Genomic DNA, 20,426 nt, shown 5'->3' on the forward strand with positions numbered 1-20,426 from the left:
AACGATGCTGCACAGAAGACGATGCTGACGGGAAATGGCCTATATGTACGTGAGATGTGTCAAATTAGGCAAGCTTTCGGGGTGATCGAACGCATCACAAGTGCTGAAAAAATGCGCTATATGGCTGACTCGGCGGAACTTGACAGGCTGCGCAAGGTAAAATGGCGGTTTATCGTAGGGTGGACGGGGACGCCTAGTCGGCTTCGCCGTCCGCGCGTTCAGACAGTGCGTGAACAGCATGCCTCACATCGGTTCATGCGGGAGTTGAACGCGCGGACGGGAAACCCGTCTACCCTACCCGAACTGTCTATATTAGTCAGGTAGAACATGCTAGATAACCTTACCCAACGCCTTGCCAAGGTCGTCAAGACCATGCGCGGCGAGGCGCGCCTCACCGAGGCCAACACCGCCGAGATGCTGCGCGAAGTGCGCATGGCCCTGCTCGAGGCCGACGTGGCGCTGCCGGCGGTGCGCGAGTTCATCGCCAAAGTGAAGGAAAAAGCGCTGGGCGAAGAAGTCATCGGTTCGCTCAGCCCGGGCCAGGCCCTGGTCGGCGTGGTGCAGCGCGAGCTGGCCGCCCTGATGGGCGCCGACCTCGGCCCCGACGCCACCCAGCTCTCCTTCGCCCAGCAGCCGCCGGCGATCATCCTGATGGCCGGCCTGCAGGGCGTGGGCAAGACCACGACCACCGGCAAGCTCGCCAAGTACCTCAAGGAACAGAAGAAAAAGAAGGTCCTGACCGTCTCCGCCGACGTCTACCGCCCCGCCGCGATCGCGCAGCTGGAGTCGGTGACCAAGCAGGTCGGCGCCGACTTCTTCCCCAGCACCGCCAACGACAAGCCGGTCGACATCGCAAAGAATGCGCTCGACTGGGCCAGGAAGCACTACCACGACGTCCTGATCATCGACACCGCCGGCCGCCTCGGCATCGACGAAGCGATGATGCAGGAGATCGCCGCGGTGCACGCGGCCGTGAACCCGGTCGAGACCCTGTTCGTGGTCGACGCCATGCTGGGCCAGGACGCGATCAACACGGCCAAGGCCTTCAACGACGCCCTGCCCCTGACCGGCGTGGTGCTGACCAAGCTCGATGGCGATTCGCGCGGCGGTGCGGCGCTGTCCGTGCGCCACGTGACCGGCAAGCCGATCAAGTTCGCCGGCGTCTCGGAAAAGCTGGACGGCCTGGAAGCCTTCGATCCGAGCCGCATGGCCAACCGCGTGCTGGGCATGGGCGACATCCTGGCCCTGGTCGAAGAAGCGCGCAAGGGCGTCGACGCCCAGGCCGCGACCGAGCTGGCCAACAAGATCAAGGGCGGCGGCAAGTTCGACATGAACGACTTCAAGGCCCAGCTCACCCAGATGAAGAAGATGGGCGGCATGTCAGGCCTCCTCGACAAGCTGCCGGCGCAGTTCCAGCAAGCCGCGGCAGGGGCCAACATGGACCAGGCCGAGAAGCAGGTGCGCCGCATGGTCGGCATCATCGACTCGATGACACCAGGCGAACGCGCCAAGCCGGAACTGATCAAGGCCAACCGCAAGCGCCGCATCGCGGCAGGCGCGGGCGTGCAGGTGCAGGAAGTGAACCGCATGCTGAACCAGTACGATCAGATGCAGACCATGATGAAGAAGCTCAAGGGCGGCGGCCTGATGAAGATGATGCGCGGGATGAAGGGCATGATGCCCGGCCTGCGCTGATTCACGGTGCATCCACGAAAAACCGCGCAGGCACAGGCCTTGCGCGGTTTTTTACCTTCTGGAGCCCGTTTTTATCAATGAATATGCGCCGAGTGTGCGATAGCTCGCATTTTGGGGCTTACAAGAATGAAAAAATTTCGAAAAAGACTTGCACGAACAGTAAAAGGCCACCAATATAAGCCCGTGCGTAAATAACGCAATTTCCCTGTGATCGTTTTAGGAGGCTCGAAGATGGCAACAGCCAAAAAATCCACCGCAGCGCCAGCCAAGCAAGCCGCCAAGCCGGCTGCAGCGGCCAAGCCTGCAGCGAAGAAGGCAGCAGCTCCAGCAAAGGCAGCAGCGAAGCCGGCAGCGGCCCGCAAGCCGAACGCCGCTTTCATGAAAGAGATGACCCCGTCGGACAAACTGGCAGCAGTGGTGGGCAACAAGCCGCTGCCACGTACCGAAGTGACCAAGAAGGTCTGGGACTACATCAAGGCGCAAAACCTGCAGGACGCATCGAACCGCCGCATGATCAACGCCGACGACAAGCTGAAAGCCGTCTTCGGTGGCAAGGCCCAGGTGTCGATGTTCGAAATGACCAAGCTCATTTCGGACCACCTGAAGTAAGCACTGGCCGGCTGTCCAGTAGCCTTGCAAATGAAAAGCCCCGGGTGACCGGGGCTTTTTGTTTTTGGGTTTTGTAGGGTGGGCGGATTCCGCCCACGCGTCCAAATCACCTACGATTTGACCCATCGCTATTCGTATATTGGTTGAACGCGTGGGCGGAGGACCGCCCACCCTACGAAAATCACAGGCCTGCAGCGGCTTTCATCAGATGGAATACCTGCGTGTTCTCCATCGTCCCCTTGAACGGCGCCGAACCCGCCCCCACCGCATACAGCTTGACGTCTCCGCCGCCGTGCGACTCGTACACCGTATGCACGCCGGCCTCCTGCTGGTAGTCGTCGCGCAGCGCGGTGGCGCTGTCCACGTCGGCGCGCACGTCGGGACGTACCTTGCCGTTGCCGAAGACGAGGGCCGTGAAGGTCTTGCCGTCGGCATCCTTCTTCGGCTGGCCTGTCGCATAGTCGTGGACGATGTCGAGGACCTTGCTGCCGCGTTTCGGGTAGCCGTTCAGGACCATGGTGTGGTCGTGGTCCGCGGTGACCACGATCAGGGTGTTCTCCAGACCCGGATCGATCTGGCGCATCCTGTCGATCGCGGCCTGGATCGCTTCGTCGAAGGCCACCGTGTCGGCCAGTGCGTTCCTGGCGTTGTTGTCGTGCAGGGCGTGGTCGATCTTGCCGCCTTCGACCATCAGGAAGAAGCCGTCCGGATCCTTCGACAGCAGATCGATGGCCTTGAGCGCCATGTCGGTCAGGGTCGGCTGCTCGGCGCGGCGCGCCAGCGAATAATCGAGGTGGTCGTCGGCGCTGTAGATGCCGACGAACTTGCGGCCCGGGCGCGCCGACATCATGTCGGCGCGGGTGCGGCCGACGGCGTAGCCCTGCGCGCCGAATTCCGCCATCAGGTCGCGTCCATCCGCACGGCCCCTGGGATTGCTCGCCTTGTCGTAGGGCGTGAAGTGGTGGCGTCCGCCGCCCATCAGCACGTCCACGCCGTCCTTGAGCGCCAGGTTGTAGCCCTCGCCGCCCGGTACGATCTGGCGCGCGATGGTGTAGGCCGCGTCGCGGTGGCAGACGTGCGAGAAGGTCGACGCGGGCGTCGCGTGCGTCAGTTCGGTCGTCGTCACCGCCCCCACCGCTTTCCCGCGCGCCTTGGCCAGTTCGAGGATGGTCGGCGCCACGTAGCCGTTGTTCGCGCCGCACTTGTCGATGGTGCGGTTGCCGTTGGCGTCCTTCTCGGGATCGATGGCGCGTGCATCCTTCATCGAGATGCAGTCCTGGTTGATCTTCACGCCCGTCATGTAGGCGCCCATCGACGGCGCGCTGTCGGTGGTCTGGAAGTCGTTCGAGTAGGTCTTGATGCGCGCGGTGCGCTCGAGGCGTTCGAAATTCAGCAGGCCTTCTTCGCCGTGCTTGAAGATGCGGGCCGCGGCGATGGTGGTCGGGCCCATGCCGTCGCCGACGAAGAAGATGATGTTTTTCGCTTGCGGCGCGGCCCAGACGGAGGTCGTGAACAGGCCGGCAAGCACCAGGGTCGAAAGTCGTTTTTGCATGGTGCTCTCCTTACAGGCCGGCGGCGGTCTTGATCAGGCTGAAGACCCGGGTGTTGTCGATGGTGCCGCGGAACAGCTCCGCGCCGGCGCCCGTGGCGCCCAGGTAGACGTCGCTGCCGCCATGGGTTTCGGCCCCGGTGCGCGTGCGCACCACGGCTTCCTGGTGGTAGTCGTCGCGCGTCACGATCTCGTCGGTGAGCGCGGGCTGGCTGCCGCGCGGGCCGTTGACGCGGTTCTCGCCGGTGCCGAAGCCGATGATGGTGAAGGGACGGCCGTTCCGGTCCAGCTTCGGGGTGCCGTCGAGATTGCGCACCAGGCCCAGCACGCCGGGGTTGGTGGGCGTGGTCTTGCCGGTGCGGACCGTGTAGCCGTTCAGCAGCAGGGTGTGGTCATGGTCGGCGGTGGAGACGATCAGGGTGTTCTTCAGGCCCGGGTCCAGCTGCTCCATCTTCTCGATGGCGGCCTGCATGGCGTCGTTGAAGGACACGGTCTCCTGCAGCGCGCGTTTGCCCAGGGTGGCGTGCAGGGCGTGGTCGATCAGGCCGCCCTCCACCACCAGGAAGAAGCCCTTGCCCTGGCTGCCCGCGTGCGGCGCCAGCAGGTCGATGGCCTTGCGCGTCATCTCGGTCAGGCTCGGCTGTTGCGCCGGCTTGCGCACCGCGTCGTAGTCCATGTGGTTCTGCGCGAACAGGCCGATGGCCGGGCGTTGCGGATCGGCGCCGAGCGCGTTGAACTGGGCGGCATCCAGGGCGACACGGAAGCCCTGCCGGCCCAGTTCGGCCACCAGGTCGCGGCCGTCCGCGCGCTTGCCGCCGCGTTCTGCCGGCGTGAAGAACTGCACGCCGCCGCCGAACATCACGTCGATGCCGCGGCTGCCCAGGGCGCTGTTGTAGCCGGCGCCGCCGGGCACCAGCATGGCCGCGAAGTCGGTCTCGAGCTTGCGGTGGCAGGCATGGCCATAGCTCGATGCCGGCGTCGCGTCGGTGACGCTGGTGTTGGTGACGACGCCCAGCGCCATGCCGCGGCGGCGCGCCAGTTCCAGCAGGGTGGCGGCCGGCGCGCCGTTGGCGCCGGCCTCGTTGCAGCGGCTCACCAGGGCGTTACCGTTGGCATCCTTGCCCGGCGCGATCGACCGCGTGCCCGGGGACATCGAGATCACACCGTTGTTCTGTTTGACACCCGTCATGTAGGCGGCCATGCCGGCCGCGCTGTCGGTGACCATGGCGTCGTTCGAATAGGTCTTCACGAAGGCCGATTCCGGCAGGCGGTCGATGGCCAGCTGGCCCTCCTCGCCCACGTGGAAGATGCGCGCGGCGGTCAGGGTGTTGATGCCGAGGCCATCGCCGAGGAAGAAGATGACGTTTTTCGCGCGCTGGTCGACCGGATTCTGCTGCGTGGCGGCTTGTTGGGGCGCCGTTGGCGTGGACGCGCAGCCGGCCAGCGCGATGGCGAGCGCGACGCCGGCGAGAGGAGACAATCGCATGGGTACCTCTTGAGACGGAAAGCGGAGAGCATACACCGCTTGAAGTGCATATGGACGATTTGCTATGTTGCGGGATTGTTGCTTCGTAGGGTGGCCGGCTCTGCCGGCCGCGCGTTCAAACCGTGCTTGAACAGCAAGCGTCGCATCCCTTCATATGAGAGTTGGACGCGCGGACGGCGAAGCCGTCCACCCTACGTTCAACCCGGCTTGAATTCCCACTTCTTCCACGCCGCCAGCACCGCGTTCGGGTACTGCGGCTTGCCGCGGCTGCCGTTGTAGCGGCCGAGGGCGAGGTAGAGGTTGCCCTTTTCCATGTCGATGTACATGCGCAGGATCGAGCAGCCGTAGCGCAGATTGGTCTGCATATTGAACAGCATGCGGCGGTCGCTGTCGCCGATCACCTTGGTCCAGAACGGCATCACCTGCATGTAGCCGCGCGCGCCGGCGATCGAGATCGCGTACTTGCGGTAGGCCGACTCGACCTGGATCAGGCCGAGCACCATGGCCGGGTCGAGCCCCGCGCGGGTCGACTCGTACCAGACGGTTTCCAGGAATTCGGTGCGCGAAAGCCGGTCCGGGATGCGCTTGGCGAGGCGCTTCGACATCTCGTCGAACCAGGCCTGGTAGCGCGCCCGCGCCTGCGCGTCGCGCAGCACGGGCTTGGGCGGCCGGGTGTCGTGGATGGCGTTGGCCAGGGCCAGGCGCACCGAGTCCGCCAGTTGCTCTTCCTTCTGGTTGCCGGCGTGCGCCGCCGCCCCGAACAGCAGTCCGGAGGCCAGCAGCGCGGCCGTCATGAAGGAAAACAGCGGCGCCTGGATCACTTGCCCAGCTTGCCCTTGATGAAGGCGACCATGCCGTCGACCGGCACGCTGGTGGCGGCTTCGTCGCGGCGGCCCTGGTATTCCAGGTTGCCTTCCTTGAGGCCGCGCTCGCCGATCACGACGCGGTGCGGCACGCCGATCAGCTCCCAGTCGGCGAACATCGCGCCCGGACGCAGGCCGCGGTCGTCGACGATCACGTCGATGCCCGCCGCCAGCAGCTCGGCGTACAGCTGTTCGGTTCTCTCCTTGACCATCTCGCTGCGGTCCAGGCCCATCGGGCACAGCACCAGCTCGAACGGTGCGATCGAATCGGGCCAGATGATGCCCTTGTCGTCGAAGTTCTGCTCGATGGCCGCGCCCAGGATGCGGGTCACGCCGATGCCGTAGCAGCCCATCTGCAGCGGGGCCGGCTTGCCCGCTTCGTCCAGAAAAGTAGCGCCCATGGCTTCCGAATAGGCGGTGCCGAGCTGGAACACGTGGCCCACTTCGATGCCGCGCTCGATCGCCAGCTTGCCCTTGCCGTCCGGCGAAGCGTCGCCCTCGACCACGTTGCGCAGGTCGGCCACGATCGGCTCGGCCACGTCGCGGCCCCAGTTCGCGCCGGTGTAGTGGTAATCAAGCTCGTTGGCGCCGCAGACGAAATCGGCCATGTTGGCGACCGTGCGGTCGGCAACGACGGTCACCGGCAGCTTGGTCCCGATCGGGCCGAGGTAGCCCGGCACGGTGCCGTACACTTCCTGGATCTCGGCTTCGGTCGAGAAGCGGAATTCCTTCAGGCCCGGCACCTTGCTCACCTTGATCTCGTTGAGTTCATGGTCGGCGCGCAGCAGCAGCAGGAAGTAGGTCTTCTTGCCTTCGTTGTCGACGGTCAGGGCGATGCTCTTGACGTGGTGCTGCAGCGGGATGTTCAGCAGTTCGGCGACCGCTTCGCACTTCGTTCTACCGGGCGTGGAGGTCTTGGTCAGCGTTTGCGTTGCCGCGCCACGCTCGCCGATGGCCAGGGCTTCCGCCGCTTCCATATTGGCCGCGTAGTCCGAGTCCGGGCAGTAGACCAGCGCATCCTCGCCGGTGCTGGCGATGACGTGGAATTCGTGCGAGCCGGTGCCGCCGATGGCGCCGTTGTCGGCCGCCACCGCGCGGAACTTCAGGCCAAAGCGGGTGAAGATCTGTTTATACGCGTCGAACATGGTCGCGTAGGACTTCTGCATGCCCTCGACGTCGCGGTCGAAGGAATAGGCGTCCTTCATGGTGAACTCGCGGCCGCGCATCAGGCCGAAGCGCGGACGGCGCTCGTCGCGGAACTTGGTCTGGATGTGATAGAAGTTGATCGGCAGCTGGCGGTAGGACTTCAGTTCGCTGCGCACGACGTCGGTCACGACTTCTTCCGAGGTCGGCTGGATGGCGAACTCGCGGCCGTGGCGGTCCTTGACCCGCATCAGCTCGGGGCCCATCTTGTCCCAGCGGCCGGTTTCCTGCCAGAGTTCGGCCGGCTGCACCAGCGGCATCAGCAGTTCGATGGCGCCCGCCTTGTTCATCTCTTCGCGGATGATGTTCTCGACCTTGCGGATGATCCGCAGGCCGGTCGGCATATAGGTGTAGATGCCCGAACCAAGCCGCTTGATCATCCCGGCGCGCATCATCAGCTGGTGGCTGACGATTTCCGCGTCGGAAGGCGCTTCTTTAAGAGTTGAAATAAAAAATCGTGAGGCGCGCATATCCGTGAATTCTTTTTAAAAAGAGAGGGTTATAATCAACCTAATTTTAAAGGATTAGCTGGCTGATGCGACCAATCTTTCTACAAATGGGTCCGGAACAGGTAGCACCCGCCCGGTCGGCAACTTGCCGACCGGGCGGCTACGACACTTTGTGGGTAAAAATATAAGGATCGTACGGCCGGCAGAAAGTTTCGAGGTGCACTTATGCTCGATCGTGAAGGGTTCCGCCCCAACGTCGGCATCATCCTTCTGAACGCCAACAACGAGGTGTGGTGGGGCAAGCGGGTGCGCGAGCACTCGTGGCAGTTTCCGCAAGGGGGTATCAAATACGGCGAGACGCCGGAACAGGCGATGTACCGCGAGCTCGAGGAAGAAATCGGCTTGCGCCAGGAACACGTCAAGATCGTGGGGCGCACCCGCGACTGGCTGCGCTATGAGGTGCCCGATCACTTCATCAAGCGCGAGATCCGCGGCCACTACCGTGGCCAGAAGCAGATCTGGTTCCTGCTGCGCATGGTCGCGCGGGATAACGACGTCAACCTGCGCCTGACCGACCATCCCGAGTTCGATGCCTGGCGCTGGCACGACTACTGGGTGCCGCTGGACGTGGTCATCGAGTTCAAGCGCGATGTCTACCAGCGGGCCCTGCAGGAGTTGTCGCGTTTCATCACCTGGCCGGCCAAGGGCCAGAACGGCGAGCGCCGCCACAGCGCCCGCTACCTGCGCCAGCCGCATGGCCGCTCGCAGGGCGGGGGCAAGGGCGCGCAAGCGCCTGCGCTGGCCGCCGCTTCCGCGAAACCGGCCGCGCCGGATTCGCTGGTGCTGGTGCCGGACAAGTAAGCGATACAGTACAAGGGGACGAAGCCCGCTTCGTCCCCTTGTCGTTTTATGCCGGGCGATTTGTCAGCCGTGCAGGCCGGCCCGACAATGCCCCCATGCGTCCCTCCATCGTCCGCGCACTGGCCTGCGCCGCCCTCCTCGCCGCCCTCCTCGCCGCCCTCCCGCTTCAGGCGCAAGAGCTCGATCCCAACCGTTGTCTCTACATCAACGTCGCCAGCGTCCCGGTCCACTACACCGGCCCTTCGCTGGTCCTGACCATGGACGGTTCGATCAACGGCACGCCGGCCCAGCTGCTGGTCGACACCGGCGCCAGCGACACGGCGCTCACCCGCACCGGCACCGAGCCGCGCGGCATGTCCTTGTGGGCGACCGGCGCGAGCAGCGTCGGCATCGGCGGCTACAGCCGGGTCTACCGTACGCGCTACAAGGAGTTCCGCGCCGGCCCGGCCTCGTCCACCTCGGGCGAGCTGCGGGTCCTGCACGATTTCGGCACCCCGCCCTCCTTCGACGGCCTGGTCGGCGCGCCCTTCCTGCTGCAGAGCGACTTCGAGATGTCGCTCGCCGAGAAGGAAGTCCGTTTCTTCCGCCCACGCAACTGCAGCGACAAATTCCTGGCCTACTGGGACCCGGATGCCGTCGTGATTCCTTTCGAAGCGAACTGGTCCCGCAGTCCCAATCCGCAATTCACCGTCCTGCTCAACGGCAAGAAGCTCACCGCCGTCATCGACAGCGGCGCCAGCACCACCTCCGTCACGCTCGGCGCCGCCAAGCGGGCCGGCCTGAAGCTCGATGCGCCCGGTGTCGAGCGGGCCGGCGAGACCGTCGGCCTCGGCGACACCCGGGTGGCGCGCTGGACGACCGTGTTCGACACCCTGCAGATCGGCGCCGAACGCATCAGCAATGCGGAGGTGGCCGTCATCGACACCGATCTGCGCGACGTCGACCTGCTGCTGGGGGCCGACTTCCTGCGTGCGCACCGGGTACTGTTCGCGATGAGCCAGCGCAAGCTCTACATCAGCTACGTCGGCGGCGCGCCGCTGGGCCAGCGCCGCACGATCGAGCCCTGGATGCAGAAGGAAGCCGAGGCCGGCAATACCGACGCCCAGATGATGCTGTGGTCGATGTACCGCAGCGGCCGCGGCGTGCCGCGCGACCCGGTCCAGGCCCAGGCCTGGTTCGAGCGCGCCGCCGCCGCCGGCAACCCGCAAGCGAACGTCATGATCGGGCGCCGCATGATGGACAGCGCCAACTATGAAGAAGCGGCGCGGCGCCTGCGCGTGGGCCTGCGCGGCCTGCCGGGCGACCGCATCGCCTCCCTGTGGCTCTACCTCACCCGCCTGCGCCTGGGCGAAGGTGATGCCGCGCGCGCCGATCTGGAAAAAGCCTTCGCGCGCGACGACAACGACCAGTGGCCCAAACCGGTCGCCCGTTACCTCCTTGGCAAGCGCAGCATGGAAGACGTGCTGGAGGATGCCCGCGACGACCGCTCGCGCGCGAATCGCCAGGTCTGCATGGCCAAGACCATGATCGCCGAATACCACGCTGCCCTGGGCGAGGCGGACAAGTCGAAGGCGCTGCTGGCCCAGCGGCCCGAGTGCGGGCCGCCGCCGAAGGCGGGCTGAGGCCACCCGAGCAGGCAAAGGCAGGACGCGCTAGAATGCCGGCTTCCTGCCTTTTTTACCCTCCCCAGCCATGTTCACACCGTCCTCGCACGACGTGCGCCGCTTTTTCTGCGACGCCCTGCGCAAGCAGCGCAATGGAGAGATCCTGACGCCGATGGATGCCATCGCCGCCGACTGGATCGTCCAGCACCCCGAATACCACGCCGAACTGGAAGACGTGGAAGCGGCGATCGCGCGCGACTACTCGGTCGAAGGCGGCAAGCCGAACCCCTTCCTGCACCTGTCGATGCACCTGTCGATCGCCGAGCAGGTCTCGATCGACCAGCCGCGCGGCATCAAGGCCGCCCACGACCTGCTTGTCGCCCGGCGCGGCGAGCACGAGGCGCACCACGAGATCATGGAATGCCTCGGCGAGATGATCTGGGCCTCGCAGCGCAATGGCGTGCCGCCGGATACCGAGGCGTATATCGAGTGCGTGCGCCAGCGAGCCAGTCGTTAGGCTTGCGTTTGTTCCGGTTCGCAACACTTGATGTGGTCGAACCGTATTTATGCATATAACATTGCCTGGAAAGAAACTTTCCTCGTAGTATTTATGCATGAACCCGACCCGCCCCCACCCTCTCGTGCGCCTGCTGCTGGGCGCTGCCTGCGTCCTCGCGTCGCTGACCGTGGCTGCCGCCGAAAGCCAATGCAAGTACACACCGATCGGCAAGCTGCCGCTGCGGTATAGCGGCCCCGGCCTGGAAATCACCACCGAGGGGACCATCAACGGCCTGCCGGCGGAGCTGCTGGTCGATACCGGCGCGTCCCAGACCTACCTGACGCGCACCGGCACCGAGCGGCGCAACATCCGGCTCTACGCGACCGGCAGGCGCTCGTCCGGCATCGGCGGCACCTCGCCGATCTATGCGTCGATCGTCAACGAATTCATCGTCGGGCCGGTGCGCGCCGGCCGCAGCAACATGCCGGTGCTCGGCAGCATGGGCGACACGCCGATCTACGACGGCATCCTCGGCTCGCCCTTCCTGTTCCAGACCGACGTCGAGATCTCGCTGGCGGCCAAGCACCTGATCTTCTTCGTTCCCGAAAAATGCGGCAGCACCTGGCTCGGCTACTGGGGCAAGGACGTGCAGTCGGTGCCGATGCGGATGCACGGCGGCGAGCACCACCGCAATCCCAAGTTCTTCGTGCGCATCAACGGCAAGGAACTGGAAGCCATGATCGACACCGGCGCCACGACCAGTTCCATCACCAGCGACGCCGCGCGGCGCGCCGGCATCTCGCTCGACGGGCCGGACGCCGAGCGCGGCAGGGGCATCATCGGGGTCGGCAGCCACACCGCCTCGAACTGGTATGTCACGGTCAAGACCTTCCAGATCGGCGAAGAAACCGTCCAGAACGCCAGGATGTCGGTGGAAGACTCCGGCCTGAACATGGCCGATGTGCTGCTCGGCGCCGACTTCGTGCGCGCCCACCGCCTGCTGTTCGCCATGAGCCAGAACAAGCTCTACTTCTCTTATGTGGGCGGCGAGCCCTTCGGCCAGCGGCGCACGCTCGAGCCCTGGGTCGTGGCCGAGGCGGAAGGCGGCAATGCCGATGCCCAGTATGCGCTGGCCCGCTCGCTCTACAGCGGTGAAAACGGCGAGCAGGACAAGGAACGCGGCGCCGAATGGCTGGAAAAAGCCGCCAAGGGCGGCAGTCCCTACGCCAACCTGTACACCGGACGCCGGCTGCTGGTGCAGCGCGACTATGCCGGCGCCGCGACGCGCTTGCGCAGCGCCCTCGACAGGCTGCCGGCCGAACGCCACGGCGCCGTCTGGCTCTACCTGGCGCGCGTACGTGCCGGCCAGGCGGACCTGGCGAAATCGGAACTGGCTACGATCTTCGCGCGCACCCAGAACGACGAGTGGCCGAAGCCGATCGGCGAGTTCTACCTCGGTAAACTTAGTGCCGAAAAACTGCTGGCAGAAGCGGACGAAGGCGATGGCAAGGAGCGCCGCTGCGAAGCGCTGGCCGCGATGGGCGACTTCCACCGCGCCCACGCCCAGCCCGACCAGGAAAAGGCCATCGACGCCCAGATCAAGGCCAGCTGCACCACGCCCGATCTGACCTACACGAAGCTGGGCGGCTGATTCAGGGCGCGCCGGCCGCGAGCTGCTCGCGGTCGACCTGCCTGCCGCCGACCCACAGCGTGACGATGCTGTCCCAGGCCTTCACGCTCACCAAAGGCGACTCCTTCAGGAGCAGCAGGTTGGCGTTCTTGCCCGCCTCGATGGTGCCGACCCGGTCCTGGACGCCGAAGGCGCGCGCATTGTTGATGGTGGCGGCGCGCAGGACCTGGGCCGGGGTCAATCCGGCATCCACCAGGTGCTGCATCTCGAGGTAGCCGTTCAGTCCCGGCAGGTTGCCGTAGGTCGGCGAGGACGGGGTATCGGTGGCGAACAGGATGTTCGCATCGCGCGCGGCGAGATAGGCCACCACCTGGCGCAGGCGCCGCAGCGGCTCCTTCCCGGATTCCAGCATCTCTTCGTCGCTGTGCCCCTCGGCCAGCTCCTTGCCGAACCACTTGCCGCTTGGGGTTTCATACCAGTCCGCCAGCGCCTTGGGCACCACCTTGCGCACGCCGGGGTGGCGCAGGTAGCCCTTGTCGAAATAGGCCTCCAGGCCGACCAGCACCCGCATGGTCGGCTGGTAGCCGGTGTGCTGCACCACGACGCGGTCGAGCAGCGCGCGGATCTCGCCGGGCAGCTCCGCGCCGGCCTTCAGGCCGCCCCAGTGCCACATGCCGTGCGCCAGCACGTCGGCCCCGCCGTCCACCGCGAAACGCTGGCCCTCGAAGGAGTTCGCATGGGTGACCAGGGCCAGCTTGTTGGCGCTGGCGGCGGCGCGCACTTCGGCGAACAGTTCCGGGCTCCACACCGGCAGGTTGCGCTCGGCGCCGAAGCCGCGCTCGAAGTGGGTCTTCACACAGGATGCCCCTGCCGCCTTGACGCGCGCCACGCCGGCCTGCGGCGTATGGTCTTCCGGCCGATCGCCGGGAGGGATCGGCGTCGGCTTGCTCGGGTCGACGACGTAGTTCGGGAAGAGCGCGAAGCGGTTGGCCCTGGAGATGAAGGACATCGGATAGCCGTTGGCGATGGGCAGAGGCTGACCGCAATGGACGACCTCCGGGTGCAGGGGCGCGGCGCGGAAGCGTTCGATCACCTTCTCGTCGGCCACCGCCAGGTCGACCACGGTGGTGTAGCCGTAGTAGAGGAAGGAGCGCGGCAGCTGGCGCTGGTAGCTTTCCGCGAGCTGGGGCTCTTCCTTGGCCTGCTCGATGCTCATGCCAGGCACCGCGTGCAGGTGGACGTGGGAGTCGATCAGGCCGGGCGTGAGGTAATAGCCCTTGCCGTCGATACGGCGGGCGCCCGCCGGCATGCGCGCTTTTGAACCGCGGTGGACGGCGGCGATGCGGCCATCCTTGACGAGCACACTGCCCGGCTCGATGCGGTCCAGCTTTTCGGGCGAGACCAGCTTGACGTTGGTGATCCAGACCGCCTCGGCGGCGGCATCGGAAACCTGCAGTGCGGACGCCAGCACGGCAATGGAGAGAACAGCGAACTTCATGCGACGACTCCTATCGATTCGTTGAAACGGAGCCTGGAGTCTGGCCCGAGACAGGGGGGCAAGCGTCGCAAATCATGATTCGGGACCTCTAGGCCCCTGCCGGCGCCCCTTCTTCTCCCCTTCCCTGGCGCCGGTATTCACCCGGCGTGATCCCGGTATGCGCCTTGAATACCCGGTTCAGGGCGCTCTTGCTGTTGAAGCCCGAGTCCATGGCCAGGTCGAGGATCGTGTGCCCGGCCCGGGCCGGGTCACGTAGCGCCTCCTTGAGCGCTACCACCCGGTAGCCGTTCAGGTAGTCCTGGAAGTTGACCCCACAGGCGCCGTTGATCAGCTGCGACAGCTCGTGCGCGCTCAATGCCAGGCGCTCGGCCAGTTCTTCCAGTTTCAGCTCGCCGTTTCGCCAGGGCTGCTCGTTCTTCATGCAGGCTTCCAGGCGAACCAGGAAGGCGCCGCGCTCGCTGTCCGGCAGCAGGCGGTCGCCGTAGCGCGGCTTCGGCTCGGGTGCAGGCTCGGGGACCGGTGGCCGGTAGCCCAGCGGCTGGCGGATCGCCAGGTAGGCGGTCGCATACAGGAAGTACAGGAGCACCAGGGCGCCCACCACGTCGGCGGACACGGGCAGCACGAATTCGAGCGCCAGGGCCAGCATGCTGAGCAGGCCGCCGACCAGCCAGATCCCGAGCAGGCGGCGCAGTCCCGGCGCCAGCGGGTTTCCGTCCGCCCCCTTGAGCAATCGATAACAGCCGCGCAGGTAGGCCAGGAAGATCAGCAGCTTGGCGATGGCCGCCAGGCCCGCATACCAGGGCGGGCCGTCCAGGCTTCGCATCCAGGCCAGCTTGGCGCTCGCAGGCTGCAAATAAAAAGGCAGCAGCGCCAGCGTCACCAGCACAAAGGGCAGGAAGTGCAGCCATGCGCGCCGGCCCAGCGGCCGGTCATGCAGGATGCGGGAGAGGTAGAGATACAGCAGCGGCCCGGTCGCGAAGCCCAGGGGCAGGACCGCCAGCGCGCTGTGCGGCCAGGCCGGGTACAGGCCGGCGATGCCCAGCCAGGCGTGCCCCACCACGGCCACGCACAAGAGCATCAGGGCGGCGAGCAGGCCGTTGGCCGCGCGTACCTCCGGCCGGCGTGTGCCGAGCAGGGCCAGCACGGCGGCAAGGAAAAGGCCCTGGCCGATGGCCAGCAGGAAGAGTCCGGACAGGATGGTCGTCAACACGTGCACGCTACGAATCGCTCATCCGGCCATTCTGCCCGAATCAGGCGAGCTTGTCGTCGGCGACGTGGTAGCGCGGATCTTCGGGCAGGTTCACTTCGATCATGTCGCGGGCGCGCTCGAGCAGCTCGCGGCAGTCCGGGCTCAGGTGGCGCAGGTGCAGGCGCTTGCCCGCGGCGCGGTAGCGTTCGGCCAGGGCGTCGATGGCCTGGATCGCCGAATGGTCGGCCACGCGGGCGCGCAAGAATTCGATCACCACGTCCTGGGGGTCTTCTTTTGGCGTGAACAGGGCCTGGAAGCCGCTCACCGAGGCGAAGAACAAGGTGCCTTCCAGCTCGTAGACCTTCCAGCCCTGCGCATCGATGCTGGTGGCGACGCGGATCTGCTTGGCGTGCTGCCAGGCGAACACCAGCGCCGAGACGATCACGCCCACCAGCACCGCCACCGCCAGGTCGAAAGCGAGGGTGATGCCGGCCACCAGCACGATCACCAGGGCATCCGCCCGCGGCACCTTGCCGAACAGGCGGAAAGTGCCCCATTCGAAGGTCTTCTCGCACACCACGAACATCACGCCGATCAGGGCCGCCAGCGGGATCTGCTCGATCCAACTGGAGCCGACCAGGATGAAGGAGAGCAGGAACAGCGCGGCGACGATGCCCGACAGGCGCCCGGTGCCGCCGCTGTTCACGTTGATCATGCTCTGGCCGATCAGGGCGCAGCCGCCCATGCCGCCGAAGAAGCCGGTGACGACGTTGGCCGCGCCCAGCGCCAGGCATTCGCGGTTCGGCTGTCCGCGGGTGTCCGTGATCTCGTCGATCAGGGTCAAGGTCAGCAGCGACTCGATCAGGCCGACGCTGGCCAGTACCAGCGCATAAGGGAAGACGATGCGCAGGGTCTCCAGGTTCCACGGCACCTCGGGCACCGCGAAACTCGGCAGGCCGCCGGCGATCGAGCCGAGGTCGCCCACGGTCTTGGTGTCGATGCCCAGCAGCGCGCAGCCGGCGGTGGCGAGCAGGATGCCGACCAGGGTCGCCGGGACCGCCTTCGTGATGCGCGGCGTGAGGTAGATGACGGCCATGGTCGCGGCCACCACCGCCAGCATGGTGAACAATTCGGCGCCGGCCATCCACTGGCCACCCGTCTTGAAGTGGCCGAACTGGGCAACGAAGATCACCAGCGCCAGGCCGTTGACGAAACCGAGCATCACCGGATGCGGCACCATGCGGATGAATTTGCCGAGCCGGAACAGCGCGAACAGCAGCTGCAGCACGCCCATCAGCACCACGGCCGCAAACAGGTACTGCGCGCCGTGCTGCACCACCAGCGCCGTCATCACCACCGCCAGCGAGCCGGCCGCGGCCGAGATCATGCCGGGACGGCCGCCGAAGCTCGAGGTGACGAGCGCGACCAGCACGGCGGCATACAGGCCGGTGAGCGGCGAGACCTGGGCGACCAGGGCGAAGGCGATGGCTTCAGGGACCAGGGCCAGGGCGACGGTCAGGCCGCTGAGCAGGTTGGTCTTGATATGGGATGGGGACATAAGCGGTAGCAAGGACGAAAACAAAATCCCCCTGCCGGCTGACCGGTCAGGGGGATCGTCAGTTTACCAGCTTGGCGCCGGCAACCGTGTCTTTACATGCTTATTTGCTGACCACGAGGTTCGACGGCAGGCTGGCCAGGTAGGCGCCGATGTCCGCCATGTCCTGGTTCGACAGCGGCTGCACCTGCCCCGCCATGATCGGATTGGTGCGGCCATTCGCGCCGGCGCCGCGTTTATAGGCGCGCAGGGCGTGGGCCAGGTAGTCGGCGTGCTGGCCGGCCAGTTTCGGGTAGCTCGGGTCGATCGGCTTGTTGTAGTCCGCGCCGTGGCAGGATGCGCAGTTGTACTTCTTGGCCAACGCTTCGCCCTTCGAGACGTCGGCGGCCGATGCGGCGAACGGGAGGGCGCAGGCGAGCAGCGCAATAGCGAATTTCTTCATTGTCGGGTCCTCAGCGCTTCACGGTGGCGGGAGTCTGCTGCGCGTAATACGCGGCGACGTCGGCGATGTCCTGGTCGCTCAGGCTGACGGCGATGCCGCGCATCGACGGATGCTTGCGGTCGCCCTTCTTGTAGGCGTGCAGTGCGGATTCGATGTACTTGGCAGACTGGCCGCCGATCATCGGAACGCGGTAGACCTCGGGGAAGGCCGCCTTGTAGCCCGGGATGCCGTGGCAGCCGATGCACATTTCGATCTTGCTGGGTGCTGCCTTGGGATTGCCGACAACTTCCGCCGCGGCGGCGGTATTGGCCAACGCGGCCAGTACCAGTAGTGCTAAAGATTTTTTCATGGGTGTGGCTCGTTAGTTGTAATTCGAATACCGCAAACGCACAAAAAGTTAGCAAATGGACTACCAACCTGCCGATTCTATCTGAAGAGTTGACACCAGTCTACAAACGCACGCGGCCTGTTGACGCTCCGGTTCTGGCATATACTCCCCTTCATTTCACTTCGATCCAGAACGCCCATGCACGCTTCCCCACGCTTCGAAGGCAGCGACAACTACGTTGCCACCGCCGACCTGAAACTGGCCGTCAACGCCGCGCTGACCCTCGGCCGCCCGCTCCTCATCAAGGGCGAACCGGGTACCGGCAAGACCATGCTGGCCGAGGAAGTGGCGGCAAGCCTGAACATGCCGCTGCTGCAGTGGCACGTGAAGTCCACCACCAAGGCCCAGCAGGGCCTGTACGAGTACGACGCGGTGTCGCGCCTGCGCGACTCGCAGCTGGGCGACGAACGTGTGCGCGACATCCACAACTACATCGTCAAGGGCGTGCTGTGGCAGGCGTTTACCGCGCCGGAACCGGTGGTGCTGCTCATCGACGAGATCGACAAGGCCGACATCGAATTCCCGAACGACCTGCTGCGCGAGCTGGACCGCATGGAGTTCTACGTCTACGAGACGCGCGAGATGGTGGTGGCCAGGCACCGCCCGCTGGTGATCATCACCTCGAACAACGAGAAGGAGCTGCCGGACGCCTTCCTGCGCCGCTGCTTCTTCCACTACATCAAATTCCCGGACCGCGAGACGATGATGGATATCGTGAAGGTCCACTTCCCTACCTTGAAACAGGACCTGCTCGCCGCCGCCCTGCAGAGCTTCTATGAGCTGCGCGAGGTTGCCGGCATCAAGAAGAAGCCCTCGACCTCGGAATTCCTCGACTGGCTGAAACTGCTGCTGGCCGAGGACATCCCGTTTGACGCCCTGCGCAGCCAGGACGGAAAAGCGATCGTGCCGCCGCTGCACGGCGCCCTGCTCAAGAACGAGCAGGACGTGCACCTGTTCGAGCGCCTGGTCTATATGTCGAGGACCAACCGATGATCAAGGCCGGCCCGGTCACGCTCGAGTTCAACGGCCTGCGGCTGGAACCGCTGGCGCCGCACCATGAGGACGGCCTGCGCGCGGCGGCGAGTGACGGCGAACTGTGGAATCTGCGCGTGACCAGCGTGCCGGAGCCGCACAACGCCCTGCAGTACATCACGACCGCGCTCGAGATGCGCGACCGCGTGGCCTTCGCCGTGATCGACGCCTCTACCGGCGCGGTGCTCGGCACGACCAGTTACCACGACATCCTGCCGCTGGTCGACCGCGTCGAGATCGGCTACACCTGGTATGCGAAACGCGTGCAGCGCAGCCATGTCAACACCAGCTGCAAGCTGCTCCTGCTCTCGCACGCCTTCGATACGCTCGGCTGTGGCGTGGTCGGCCTGCGCACCGACTGCGAGAACTTCGCCTCCCAGGCCGCCATCGAGAAGCTGGGCGCGAAGAAGGATGGCGTCATCCGCCACCAGGCCCTGCGCCGCGACGGCACGGTGCGCGATACCGTCATGTACAGCATCCTGCGCGAGGAATGGCCGGCGATTAAACGCGGCCTGCATGAGCGGCTGGAGCGGCACGCAAGGGTTTGAACCATGCTGATCGATTTCTTCTACGCCCTGCGTGACGCCAAGGTCCCGGTCACGATCAAGGAATTCCTGACGCTGCTGGAAGCGATGCAGCGCCAGGTGATCCTGCCTTCGCTGGACGAGTTCTACTACCTTGCGCGCCTCACGCTGGTGAAGGACGAGGCCCACTTCGACAAATTCGACCGTGCTTTCGGCGCCTACTTCAAGGGCGTCAACGCCGTGTTCGACGAGAAGGCCGAGATTCCGCTCGACTGGCTGCTCAAGCGCTTCGAGCGCGAGCTCACGCCCGAGCAGAAGGCGGCGCTGGAAAAGCTCGGCTACGACAAGCTGCAGCAGCGCCTGGAAGAACTGCTGAAGGAACAAAAGGGGCGCCACGAAGGCGGCAACAAGTGGATCGGCACCGGCGGCACTTCCCCCTTCGGCAATGGCGGCACCAATCCGGAAGGCATCCGCATCGGCGGCCAGGGCCGCAACCGCACGGCGGTGAAGGTCTGGGAGCAGCGCAGCTACCGCGACTACGACGACGAGCGTGAGCTGGGCACCCGCAACATCAAGGTCGCGCTGCGCCGCCTGCGCCGTTTTGCACGCACGGGGGCGGCGGAAGAACTGGCGCTGGACGACACCATCCGCGCCACCGCCAGCAATGCGGGCTACCTCGACATCCGCATGCAGCCCGAGCGCAAGAACCGCATCAAGGTGGTGATGCTGCTCGACGTCGGCGGCTCGATGGACGACCACATCGAGCGCGTCGAGGAGCTGTTCTCGGCGGCGAAGAACGAATTCAAGAACATGGAGTTCTACTACTTCCACAACTGCGTCTACGACTACCTGTGGAAGAACAACCGGCGCCGCCACAGCGAGCGCTTCCCGACCTGGGACGTACTGCGCAAGTACCCGGCCGACACCCGCATTCTCTTCGTGGGCGACGCCACCATGAGCCCCTACGAGGTGCTGGCCCCGGGCGGCTCGGTCGAGTACAACAACGAGGAAGCCGGCGCGGCCTGGCTGGCGCGCTTCACCAGCGCCTTCCCCAAGTTCGCCTGGCTCAATCCGGAGCCGGAGCACTTGTGGGAGTACCGGCAGTCGATCGCCGTGATCCGGCAGATCATGAATCACCGGATGTTCCCGATTACCCTTGAAGGGCTGGAGCGGGCAATGCGCCTCCTGAGCAAGTAGGAGCTTTCGCACATCAATCGTGCGCGACAAACCCTCTTGTAGAATTGCCAACATACTGTAGGGTGGTCGGCTATGCCGACCGCGCGTTCAACTCCCGGACGATCAGTAGCAGCTCATGCGTTAGTTGAACGCGCGTTCGGCGAAGCCGAACAC

General features: G+C 65.5%; 18 protein-coding genes. 9 read left to right on the forward strand and 9 right to left on the reverse strand.

Going from position 1 to position 20,426, the window contains the following annotated elements:
- Positions 1-327 precede the first annotated feature (327 nt).
- On the forward strand, positions 328-1,695 hold the full coding sequence (ffh, locus tag NX780_RS05335) for a signal recognition particle protein (protein ID WP_258826820.1): 1,368 nt from the start codon (positions 328-330) through the stop codon (positions 1,693-1,695).
- 231 nt (positions 1,696-1,926) lie between these two features.
- Positions 1,927-2,304 carry an SWIB/MDM2 domain-containing protein gene (locus tag NX780_RS05340; protein WP_258826821.1) on the forward strand — a complete coding sequence of 126 codons (378 nt, stop codon included), beginning with the start codon at positions 1,927-1,929 and terminating at the stop codon, positions 2,302-2,304.
- Positions 2,305-2,485: 181 nt separating this feature from the next.
- On the opposite strand, the gene NX780_RS05345 is transcribed toward NX780_RS05340, so the two are convergent.
- From NX780_RS05345 to NX780_RS05360, 4 genes are all read right to left on the reverse strand, one after another.
- Complete coding sequence (locus NX780_RS05345; protein WP_258826822.1) at positions 2,486-3,856, reverse strand: alkaline phosphatase; 1,371 nt, start codon at positions 3,854-3,856, stop codon at positions 2,486-2,488.
- A gap of 10 nt (positions 3,857-3,866) precedes the next feature.
- Complete coding sequence (locus NX780_RS05350) at positions 3,867-5,339, reverse strand: alkaline phosphatase (RefSeq protein ID WP_258826823.1); 1,473 nt, start codon at positions 5,337-5,339, stop codon at positions 3,867-3,869.
- A 197-nt stretch (positions 5,340-5,536) separates the two neighbouring features.
- Positions 5,537-6,133 (reverse strand): lytic transglycosylase domain-containing protein, encoded by a 597-nt coding sequence (locus NX780_RS05355; RefSeq protein WP_258827137.1) that lies wholly within the window; start codon positions 6,131-6,133, stop codon positions 5,537-5,539.
- A 23-nt stretch (positions 6,134-6,156) separates the two neighbouring features.
- Entirely contained in the window at positions 6,157-7,875 is a 1,719-nt protein-coding gene (locus NX780_RS05360; protein WP_258826824.1) for a proline--tRNA ligase, read from the reverse strand.
- A gap of 204 nt (positions 7,876-8,079) precedes the next feature.
- On the opposite strand from NX780_RS05360, the gene NX780_RS05365 reads away from it, so the two are divergent.
- The 4 genes from NX780_RS05365 (at position 8,080) to NX780_RS05380 (ending at position 12,469) form a co-directional block, all read left to right on the forward strand.
- Positions 8,080-8,715 carry an RNA pyrophosphohydrolase gene (locus tag NX780_RS05365; RefSeq protein ID WP_258826825.1) on the forward strand — a complete coding sequence of 212 codons (636 nt, stop codon included), beginning with the start codon at positions 8,080-8,082 and terminating at the stop codon, positions 8,713-8,715.
- Between the two features lie 95 nt (positions 8,716-8,810).
- Positions 8,811-10,337: a retroviral-like aspartic protease family protein gene (locus NX780_RS05370; RefSeq protein WP_258826826.1), complete on the forward strand. Its 1,527-nt coding sequence runs from the start codon at positions 8,811-8,813 to the stop codon at positions 10,335-10,337.
- Positions 10,338-10,407: 70 nt separating this feature from the next.
- The gene (locus NX780_RS05375) at positions 10,408-10,836 is read left to right on the forward strand and encodes a DUF1841 family protein (RefSeq protein ID WP_258826827.1); all 429 of its coding nucleotides are present in this window, start codon (positions 10,408-10,410) and stop codon (positions 10,834-10,836) included.
- Between the two features lie 97 nt (positions 10,837-10,933).
- The gene (locus NX780_RS05380; protein ID WP_258826828.1) at positions 10,934-12,469 is read left to right on the forward strand and encodes an aspartyl protease family protein; all 1,536 of its coding nucleotides are present in this window, start codon (positions 10,934-10,936) and stop codon (positions 12,467-12,469) included.
- Position 12,470: 1 nt separating this feature from the next.
- Here the strand turns inward: NX780_RS05380 and NX780_RS05385 are convergent, their stop codons facing one another.
- The 5 genes from NX780_RS05385 to NX780_RS05405 all read right to left on the reverse strand — a co-directional run bounded on the left by NX780_RS05385 (position 12,471) and on the right by NX780_RS05405 (position 17,481).
- Entirely contained in the window at positions 12,471-13,946 is a 1,476-nt protein-coding gene (locus NX780_RS05385; RefSeq protein WP_258826829.1) for an amidohydrolase family protein, read from the reverse strand.
- 88 nt (positions 13,947-14,034) lie between these two features.
- Positions 14,035-15,156, reverse strand: a complete 1,122-nt coding sequence (locus NX780_RS05390; RefSeq protein WP_258826830.1) for an AraC family transcriptional regulator — start codon at positions 15,154-15,156, stop codon at positions 14,035-14,037.
- Between the two features lie 40 nt (positions 15,157-15,196).
- A complete protein-coding gene (locus tag NX780_RS05395) occupies positions 15,197-16,693 on the reverse strand; it encodes a SulP family inorganic anion transporter (RefSeq protein ID WP_258826831.1) in 1,497 nt (498 codons plus the stop codon).
- 100 nt (positions 16,694-16,793) lie between these two features.
- Positions 16,794-17,132 (reverse strand): c-type cytochrome, encoded by a 339-nt coding sequence (locus NX780_RS05400; RefSeq protein ID WP_258826832.1) that lies wholly within the window; start codon positions 17,130-17,132, stop codon positions 16,794-16,796.
- A 10-nt stretch (positions 17,133-17,142) separates the two neighbouring features.
- Positions 17,143-17,481: a c-type cytochrome gene (locus tag NX780_RS05405; RefSeq protein ID WP_258826833.1), complete on the reverse strand. Its 339-nt coding sequence runs from the start codon at positions 17,479-17,481 to the stop codon at positions 17,143-17,145.
- A gap of 177 nt (positions 17,482-17,658) precedes the next feature.
- On the opposite strand from NX780_RS05405, the gene NX780_RS05410 reads away from it, so the two are divergent.
- From NX780_RS05410 to NX780_RS05420, 3 genes are read left to right on the forward strand one after another with little or no spacing between them, the layout of a single operon-like run.
- Positions 17,659-18,513 (forward strand): AAA family ATPase, encoded by an 855-nt coding sequence (locus NX780_RS05410; protein WP_258826834.1) that lies wholly within the window; start codon positions 17,659-17,661, stop codon positions 18,511-18,513.
- Positions 18,510-19,100, forward strand: a complete 591-nt coding sequence (locus NX780_RS05415) for a GNAT family N-acetyltransferase (RefSeq protein ID WP_258826835.1) — start codon at positions 18,510-18,512, stop codon at positions 19,098-19,100. The genes NX780_RS05410 and NX780_RS05415 overlap by 4 nt, the downstream gene beginning before the upstream one ends.
- 3 nt (positions 19,101-19,103) lie before the next feature.
- Complete coding sequence (locus NX780_RS05420; protein WP_258826836.1) at positions 19,104-20,273, forward strand: vWA domain-containing protein; 1,170 nt, start codon at positions 19,104-19,106, stop codon at positions 20,271-20,273.
- Positions 20,274-20,426 lie beyond the last annotated feature (153 nt).

The organism is Massilia agri, from assembly GCF_024753255.1.
Taxonomy (GTDB): domain Bacteria; phylum Pseudomonadota; class Gammaproteobacteria; order Burkholderiales; family Burkholderiaceae_D; genus Telluria; species Telluria agri.